Annotated in this window: 7 protein-coding genes and 1 pseudogene; 4 read left to right on the forward strand and 4 right to left on the reverse strand. The window is 62.5% G+C overall.

All coding sequences use genetic code 11. The annotated features are described in order from the left end of the window. The 3 genes from ACIQ2A_RS24455 to ACIQ2A_RS24465 all read right to left on the reverse strand — a co-directional run. On the reverse strand, positions 1–270 hold a 270-nt coding region (locus ACIQ2A_RS24455; RefSeq protein ID WP_398484382.1), incomplete at its 3' end, for a hypothetical protein. Between the two features lie 131 nt (positions 271–401). Beyond that, positions 402–1616, reverse strand: coding sequence for an ABC transporter substrate-binding protein (locus tag ACIQ2A_RS24460; RefSeq protein WP_398484384.1), 1215 nt, complete (start codon positions 1614–1616; stop codon positions 402–404). Between the two features lie 99 nt (positions 1617–1715). Next, positions 1716–2888 carry an ABC transporter substrate-binding protein gene (locus ACIQ2A_RS24465; protein ID WP_398484392.1) on the reverse strand — a complete coding sequence of 391 codons (1173 nt, stop codon included), beginning with the start codon at positions 2886–2888 and terminating at the stop codon, positions 1716–1718. 390 nt (positions 2889–3278) lie between these two features. On the opposite strand from ACIQ2A_RS24465, the gene ACIQ2A_RS24470 reads away from it, so the two are divergent. Together ACIQ2A_RS24470 and ACIQ2A_RS24475 are read left to right on the forward strand one after the other, a co-directional pair. Then, positions 3279–4649, forward strand: a complete 1371-nt coding sequence (locus ACIQ2A_RS24470) for an outer membrane protein (RefSeq protein ID WP_398484386.1) — start codon at positions 3279–3281, stop codon at positions 4647–4649. 169 nt (positions 4650–4818) lie between these two features. Further along, positions 4819–6213: an outer membrane protein gene (locus ACIQ2A_RS24475; RefSeq protein ID WP_398484388.1), complete on the forward strand. Its 1395-nt coding sequence runs from the start codon at positions 4819–4821 to the stop codon at positions 6211–6213. Positions 6214–6283: 70 nt separating this feature from the next. Here ACIQ2A_RS24475 and ACIQ2A_RS24480 read toward each other — a convergent pair whose 3' ends face one another. Beyond that, positions 6284–7192, reverse strand: a complete 909-nt coding sequence (locus tag ACIQ2A_RS24480) for a methyltransferase domain-containing protein (RefSeq protein ID WP_398484390.1) — start codon at positions 7190–7192, stop codon at positions 6284–6286. An 88-nt stretch (positions 7193–7280) separates the two neighbouring features. Between ACIQ2A_RS24480 and ACIQ2A_RS24485 the strand changes: the two genes are divergently transcribed. Both ACIQ2A_RS24485 and ACIQ2A_RS24490 read left to right on the forward strand, forming a co-directional pair. Further along, positions 7281–8321 carry a ligase-associated DNA damage response exonuclease gene (locus ACIQ2A_RS24485; RefSeq protein ID WP_398484394.1) on the forward strand — a complete coding sequence of 347 codons (1041 nt, stop codon included), beginning with the start codon at positions 7281–7283 and terminating at the stop codon, positions 8319–8321. Next, positions 8318–8683, forward strand: a pseudogene (locus tag ACIQ2A_RS24490) (ATP-dependent DNA ligase); the annotation flags it as partial. The gene ACIQ2A_RS24485 and the pseudogene ACIQ2A_RS24490, both read left to right, overlap by 4 nt.

Raw genomic sequence — 8683 nt, forward strand, 5'->3', positions numbered from 1 at the left:
GGGCTCCCCCTCACCCGCCGCTTCGCGTCGACCTCTCCCCGCAAGCGGGGAGAGGTTAGGGACCGCGCTCAGCTCCACCAGCGTCGGCAGAAAACCTGCCAGTGTCTTGCCGGCGCCGGTCGGAGCGATCAGCATCGCGGAACGATCGGCGCGTGCTTTCTCCAGCAATGCCAGCTGATGCGCGCGCGGTGACCAGCCCCGCTGGGCGAACCAGCGGGTGAAAATCTCGGGCAATAGATCGGGTTTCGAGGCGGATTTACGCGGCGGCACCGGTACAATCTAGGTGCTCATTGCCGTCATTGCGAGGAGCCCTTGCGACGAAGCAATCCAGTCTTTCTTCGTGTGGCCCTGGATTGCTTCGTCGCTTCGCTTCTCGCAATGACGTGGAGAGGTTCGGAGAATTACTCCGTCATCGGCTTCTCGGAAATATCCCAGTCCTTGCCGTTGAAGATCGAGATATAGAGCGTCTTCATCGGCGTATAGTTGTCTGGCGTGTAGCTGTAGGTCACGCCGTCCAGCATATAGGGCGAGTGGAAGCCGGTGAGGTTCTGCGCCTGCTTCAGCACATTGGCGCGGGTGAGATCATCGCCGCAGCGGCGCAGGATTTCGCCCATGGTCACCGCCTGGCCGTAGCCGGCATAGGCGATGGTATTGTCGGGATCGACATTCGGCAGGTACTTCTTGCGCAGGTCCTCGAAGGCCATCACCTCCGGATCCTTCTCGAATTGCGGCGTGCCGACTTCTTTCGAATAGCGGATCGCGACGATGCCCTTGGCATTCTCGATCCCCGCGGCGTTCAGAATCGAGCGCCCGGTCGAGCCCGCCGACAACAGATGCAGCGGCTTCCAGCCGAGTTCGGCGACCTTGCGGATCGACTGCGACGTCGCCTTGCCGGTGCTGATATTATAGAAAACATCCGCACCTGATTTCGCCAGATTGATCAGCTGCGAATCGATGGTCGGGTCGGTGAGATCATAGGTGACTTCCGCGATCACTTTCGCCGTGCCACCAGCCTTGGCCAGTTCGTCCTTGAAGGGACCGAGGAAGTCGCGTCCGAAATCATCGTTCTGGTAGAGAATGCCGACCTTGGCATTCGGCTTCACGCTGACGACATGCTTGGCGAGAATGCGCGCCTCGGTGGGATAGAGCGGCAGGCCCGCCATGGTCCATTTGAAATTCTTCGGATCGTTCCACTTCGACGCGCCGGTGTTGAGCAGCAGCTGCGGCACGCCCTTGGAGTTGAGATATTTGTGCACGGCGGTTTGCGGCGCGGTGCCGAGCGAGCCGTAGAGCGCGAGCACCTCTTCCTGCTCGACAAGCCGGCGTGTCGCTTCCACGGCCTTCGGCGCGCTATAGGCGTCGTCGAGCGAGAGGAACTTGACCTTGCGGCCATTGATGCCGCCCTTCTCGTTGAGCATCTGGAAATAGGCTTCGCCGACACGGCCGAGCACGCCATAGAGTGAGCCCGGTCCGCTATGCGGCACGGTCTGGCCGATCTTGATCTCGGTATCGCTGGCGCCGGGATCGTATTTCTTTTGGGCAAACGCGCTGTGTGCGCCCAGTGGAAGGATGGCAACGGCCGCAATCAACGCGGACGCAAATGTCCCCTTGGTCATGATGGTCTCCCTGAATTTGTTGGTTCGGCTCTTTGTGAGTCCGATTGGGTCGTCCGCTCCCCGGCGCTCGCGCCGGGGAGTAGTCGTCGAGAGTTGCGCTTACTGGCTCACCGGCTTGTCCGAGAGATCCCAGTCGGAGCCGTTGAAAGTGCCGACATAGAGCGCCTTGATGGTGGTGTAGTCGGTCGGCGTGAAGCCGTAGGTGATGCCGGGCAAAAACACCGGCGCGCGATAGCCGTCGAGATTGGTGGCGTGCTTCAGCACATTCTCGCGCGTCAGCTCGTCGCCGCAGCGGCGCAGGATCTCCGCCATCGTCACCGCCTGCGAATAGCCCTGGAAGGCAATCGTGTTGTCGGGATCGACATTGGGCAGATACTTCTTGCGCAGCTCCTGGAAGGCGATGACGTCCGCGTCGTCCTTCCACTTCTCGCTGCCGACTTCCTTGGTGTAGCTCATGGCCACGATGCCCTTGGCATTGTCAGCGCCGGCGGCATTGAGGATCGAGCGGCCGCTCGAGGTCGAGACCAGGAGATGCAGCGGCTTCCAGCCGAGCTCGGCCACCTTGCGGATCGTCTGCGAGGTCGCCTTGCCGGTGGAGATGTTGAAGAAGGTGTCGGCGCCGGACTTCGACAGGTTGATCAGCTGGGAATCGATGGTCGGGTCGGTGAGGTCATAGGAGGCCTCCGCCACCACCTTCGCCTTGCCGCCGGCCTCGGCCAGGATCTCCTTGAATGAATTCATGAAATCCTTTCCGAACTCGTCGTTCTGGTAAAGGATCGCGACCTTCGCCTCAGGCTTGGTCTGGGTCAGGTAGCGGGCAAGGATGCGGCCTTCCGTGGAGTAGATCGGCAGGCCCGGCGTGGTCCACTTGAACTCCTTCGGATTGTTCCAGCGGGACGCGCCGGTGTTCAGCAGCAGCTGTGGCACCTTCTTGGTGTTGAGATATTTTTGCACGGCGGACTGTGGCGCGGTGCCGAGCGAGCCGAAAAGTGCCAGCACCTCGTCCTGCTCCACGAGACGGCGCGTGGCCTCCACAGCCTTGGGGGCACTATAGGCGTCATCCAGCGACTGGAAGTTGATCTTGCGGCCATTGATGCCGCCCTTCTCGTTCAGCATCTGGAAATAGGCCGCCTGGGTGCGGCCGATCACCCCGTAAAGTGAGCCTGCGCCGCTATGCGGGATGGTTTGTCCGAGCTTGATTTCCGTATCGCTGGCGCCCGGATCGTATTTCTTGTCCGCCCCGAGGGCCGCAGTCGCGACGGCCGAGAGCATCGCGGCACCAGCCGCGAGCGTGAGGACGGAATGGTGACGTGACGGCATTCTCAGTTTCTCCCTGTTGCCCGCCTCTCGCGGGCGTATTGGGCCGCCGCCGCGTTGCTCGCGGTCTGCTGGCCGGAATGCATCCTGTGCGGGCGCAGCAGGCTTGGCAATCCCTTCACGATTGCGAGATCTTTGTTGCCGGTCGGCTCATTGGGAGAAGGATCTTGCCGAGGGCTCCGTGCCCGATCGCGCAATGCCAGCTAAATTGAGCTAAACACTTATTTAACCGCTCCTTTTGCGCCTCAGGCCATTTGTTGCAATCTGGTCAGGTGTGGCTGCCCGGATACAGCCAGATGGACTCGACTCCCGTATCTTCCCAGAACAATTCAAATGGGGTCCACCATGAAACGTATCCTCCTCGCCAGCGCCGCGCTGATCGGAACCGCCGTCACCGCGCAGGCAGCTGACCTCGCCGTGAAGGCCCCTTATTACAAGGCCCCGATCGTCGCTGTTTACAACTGGTCCGGCTTCTACTTCGGTGTGAACGCCGGTGTCGGCATCGGCCGCGACCGTATCCTGCACAGCTACACCAATAACGACTCGATCTACCGTTCGCCGCAGGGCGCCTTCGGTGGCGCGCAGATCGGCTGGAACTGGCAGACCGATTCGCTGCTCGGCCCGATCGTTTACGGCCTCGAAGCCGACTTCCAGGGCAGCGGCCTGACCGGCGGTGGCGCCAATGTCGCCGGCCCCGGCCCGGTCCTGAACGCGGTTCAGTATAACAACAGCCTGGATTGGTTCGGCACCGTGCGCGGTCGCGTCGGTCTCGCCACTGGCCCGGTCCTCAGCTACTTCACCGGTGGTTTTGCCTACGGCAACGTCAAGAGCTCGATCACCGAAGCCGGCGTTGGCACCTTCACCTCGGATCGTACGGCCACGGGCTGGACCATCGGCAGCGGCGTCGAAGCTTCGCTGGGTGGCAACTGGACCGGCAAGATCGAATATCTCTACCTCAATCTCGGCAACCGTTACGGCACGACCTTCGGCACCCCGGCCCAGCTGGCCAACACCGAACTGCGTGACAACCTGTTCCGCGTCGGCCTGAACTATCGCATCGGCGGCAACAGCGCCTACACCCCGGTGGCTGCAGCCAACTGGACCGGCTGGTATCTCGGCGGCAACGTCGGCTCCGGCACCGGTCGTGATCGCACCTATCTCGGCGCCCCTGCCGGCGGCGGCGAGCAGTTCAGCCTGAACCCCGATGGCGTCAACGGTGGTGGCCAGATCGGCTACAACTGGCAGGCTGCTAACTGGGTGTACGGCCTCGAAGCCGATATCCAGGCTTCCAGCCAGCGTGACCAGAAGACTGTCGTCGCGCTCGGCACCGTCGCTTACGATCACAAGCTGCCCTGGTTCGGCACCGTTCGCGGCCGTCTCGGCTACTCGGTCGGTTCGACCCTGTTCTACGCCACCGGCGGTTACGCCTATGGCGGCGTGAAGAACACGCTGACCGATCTCACCAGCGGTGCGTCGGTGAGCTTCTCGAATACCCAGAGCGGCTGGACGGCTGGCGCTGGCATCGAGACCCCGTTCAAGCTGCTCGGCCTGTTCGGACCGAACTGGACCAGCAAGACCGAATATCTCTATGTCGATCTCGGTCGCAAAACCGATGTGCTGCCGAATGGCAACATCACCAGCACCGGCGTTACCGAACACATCTTCCGCACCGGCCTGAACTATCACTTCAACACCCCGGTCGTTGCGAAGTACTGATCACGATAACAAAAGCGTCAAACAGCAAAGCCCCGGCCGAAAGGCCGGGGTTTTTGTTTGATCCTGCGTCTCAGCGGCATGGTGTCGCGGTGAATGTACCAATAGCGCTACAGCATTTTTGCAGTCGCCCGCTATAACCTCCCGCATCGATACGATTGCGGGGGCCATCTTGAAGTATCTCGTCACGACTGCAGCGCTGCTCGGTACGTCCATCACAGCGCAGGCCGCCGACCTTGCCGTGAAGGCCCCCTATCTCAAGGCTCCCATCGCATCGGTCTATGACTGGACCGGGTTCTATATCGGCGCCAATGCCGGCATCGGCCTCGGCCGCAACAAGGCCGAGCTGGCGAGCTTCGGCGGCACCACGCCGTCCCTCAACACCACCTATCTCGCGCCTCACGGCGCATTTGGCGGTGCCCAGGCCGGTTACAACTGGCAGACCGGCTCCGTGTTCGGACCGCTTGTGCTGGGCATCGAGGCCGATATCCAGGGTGCCGGCCTGCGCGATGATTTCACCAATCTGCGGATCGGCGAAGCCACCGCCTACGACCAGCGGCTCGACTGGTTCGGCACGGTGCGTGGTCGTATCGGCCGCGCCGACGGGCCGGTCTTCAGTTACGCCACCGCCGGCTATGCCTATGGCAGCGTCCGGACCACGCTCAACCAGACCTCCATCGGCATCACCGATTTCGGCAACCGCATTCATCATGGCTGGACCTATGGCGGCGGCGTCGAAGCGGCGCTCGGTGGCAACTGGTCAGCGAAGATCGAGGCGCTCTATGTCAATCTGGGCAACAAGAGCGATGTGTTCGAAGCCGGCGCCCAGACGCTCAATACCGAATTGCGCGAGCGCATTTATCGCGTCGGCCTGAACTATCGCATCGGCGGCAACGGCAGCTATGTGGCGCCGCCACCTGCGAACTGGGCCGGTCTCTATCTCGGTGGCAATGTCGGTGGCGGCTGGGCACGCAACCGCACGTCCTATGTGTTCTCCAACGCCAATGAGGCCTTCAACCTGTCGCCGGAGGGTTTTATCGGCGGTGGCCAGATCGGTTACAACTGGCAGGCCGGGAGTTGGGTGGCCGGCATCGAGGCTGATATTCAAGGCTCCCTGCAGCGCGACGACGACGCCTGCATCACGCGCTGCCTCGTCACCCAGAGCTCGTCCTTCGACTCCAAGCTGCCCTGGCTCGGTACCGTGCGCGGTCGCCTCGGTTATTCGCTCGGCTCCACATTGTTTTATGGCACCGCCGGTTACGCATATGGCGGTGTGAAAACGCGGATCACGGCTGTGGGTCTCGGCGCTCCCGTCGATGTCACGGCCTCGGGCAGCCGCAGCGGCTGGACCGTCGGCGGCGGCATTGAGCGGCCGTTCACGTTCTTCGGCCTGTTCGGCCCGAACTGGACCAGCAAGAGCGAATATCTCTATGTCGATCTCGGCTCGGCGTCCGATACGCTGGTTTCTGGCAACCGCACCATTACGGTCGGTTCAAATGTCAAGGAACACATCTTCCGCACGGGCGTGAACTATCACTTCAACAGCCCGGTGATCGCGAAATACTGATCGCGACTGCGAGCCGAACAAAACAAACCCCGGCCTCGTGGCCGGGGTTTTTGTTTGTCCCGTCGTTCGATCAGGCTTTTGAAGCCACGAGCACAAGACTAGGCACCGGTACCTCACGCTCGGTGCGGATCGACGCATTGTCGATGCGCGCGACGATGAAGCCAGCGTCGCCAAGCAGGCCGCGCAGATGCGCTTCGCTTTGTGCAAAGCGTAACCCGGCGCCGAGCAAGACGTCGTCGCCATCATGTGTCTCTGCTGTGAACGCGAACAACCCACCAGGCTTGAGCACGCGGGCCGCTTCGATGAAGAGCGGTGCGAGATCGTGGATGTAGATCATCATATCGGCGGCAAGGACGAGATCCGCGCTTGCATCCGCCAGATGGTGTAGCCCTTCGACCGCATCGGCAGTCTCCAGTGCCTTGTAGAGTTCCGTCGCGCGTGCGCGCTTGATCATCTCGGCCGAGAGATCGATGCCGATGAATTCGTCGATGCAATTTTTGAAAGCTTGTGCGGCGAGTCCTGTGCCGCAGCCGAGATCGATGGCGCGGTGAAAACTCATGGGCCGCGCTTGGGCCTCGCACGTCCTCGTCACCGCCGCGAACAGCAGTGCCGGTCCGCGATAGCCGAGTTCGCCGACCAGCGACTGCTCGAATTTCGGAGCATATTGGTCATAAAGCTTTGTCACATATTGCCGCGACATGGCCGCAAGATTGCCACCGGTTAGCCGCAGCAGCCGCAAGTCTGCCCCAAGAAAATCGGCGCCATTTGCCGCTTTTGCGCGCCGAAATGCGCCGATTGCACCGGTTTTGTCGCCTTGCCGCTCGCGCACATCGCCGAGCGCGAACCAGGCCGAGGCGAAATCCGGCGCCAGCTCGATCGCCTGCATGAACAGCTCGGCGGCCCCCGCGAGGTCGCCCCGGAGTTCCAGATCACGTCCATAATCGAAACGACGGTCGGCGATCATTTCGCCGGATGACATGAACACATGCGCCATAAGGGAACCCGGCAAAGCGAGGGGCGTTCGCTCGACGACTTCAACCGGCCCCGAGCGGGCCTATATCATGAACATGCGCCCGCAAGACATCCTGATCCCCGAACCCGCCGGCCTGCTCTGCAAACCCGGTGGTTTTCACATCGATCCGGTCCGCCCCGTCGATCGCGCGGTCATCACCCACGGCCATTCCGACCACGCCCGTCCCGGCCACGGTGCCGTGCTGGCGACGCGGGAAACGCTGGACATGATGCGGCTGCGCTATGGCGAGAATTTTGCGGGGAGCACGCAGGAGATTTCCTACGGCGAAAGCGTGAGGCTCGGCGATGTCACCATCTCCTGTCATCCGGCCGGGCATGTGCTCGGCTCCGCGCAGATGGCGGTGACCTGCAAGGGCACCTGCATCGTGGCGTCCGGCGACTACAAGGACGCCTATGATCCGACCTGCACGCCATTCGAGGTGGTGCCGTGTGATGTGTTCATCACCGAAGCGACATTTGGCTTGCCGGTGTTTCGCCACGGCGCTGCTGCGGATGAAGTGAGGAAATTGCTCGCCTCCGTCGCGCTGTTTCCGGAGCGGGCGCATCTGGTCGGGGCTTACTCGCTCGGCAAGGCGCAGCGCGTGATCAAGCTGATCCGTGAAGCCGGCTATGATGCGCCGATCTATCTGCACGGCGCGATGGAGAAGATTTCCTACTACTATCAGGAGCGCGGCATCGATCTCGGCGAGCTGCGTCCGGTGAAGGGCGTGAAGAAGGCCGAGCTCGCCGGCACCATCACGCTGGCGCCGCCATCGGCGACGTCGGATCTGTGGACGCGGCGGTTTCCCGATCCCGTCACGGCCTTCGCCTCCGGCTGGATGCGCGTGCGCGCGCGGGCGAGGCAACGCGGCATCGAACTGCCGCTGATCATTTCCGATCACGCGGATTGGGACGGGCTGTGCGCCACCATCGGCGCGACGGGGGCCGGCGAGATCTGGGTCACCCATGGGCAGGAGGATGCGCTGGTGCATTGGTGCCAGAGCAAGGGCCTGATCGCGCGGCCGCTGGCGCTGGTGGGCTACGGCGATGAGGAGGAAGAAGAGACGCTTCCGCCCGGCGAGAGTGCGGACGCATGAACCGCTTTGCCGAATTGCTCGATCGTCTCGCCTATGAGCCCGGCCGCAACAACAAGCTGCGGCTGCTGGTCGGGTATTTTCGCGAGGTGCCTGATCCCGACCGCGGCTACGCGCTGGCGGCGCTGACGGGCGCGCTGTCGTTCAAGCATGCGAAAGCGGGGCTCATTCGCGATCTCATCGCGTCGCGGGTCGATCCGGTGCTGTTCGAACTCTCTTACGATTATGTCGGTGATCTCTCGGAGACGGTGGCGTTGATGTGGCCTGCCCCACGTGCCGCCCTGTCTTCACCTCTCCCCATCGGGGAGAGGTCGTCGCCGAAGGCGGCGGGTGAGGGGGCCTCCACAAGCAATGTCCCCGGTGGC

This window comes from Tardiphaga sp. (assembly GCF_044336785.1).
Lineage (GTDB): Bacteria > Pseudomonadota > Alphaproteobacteria > Rhizobiales > Xanthobacteraceae > Tardiphaga.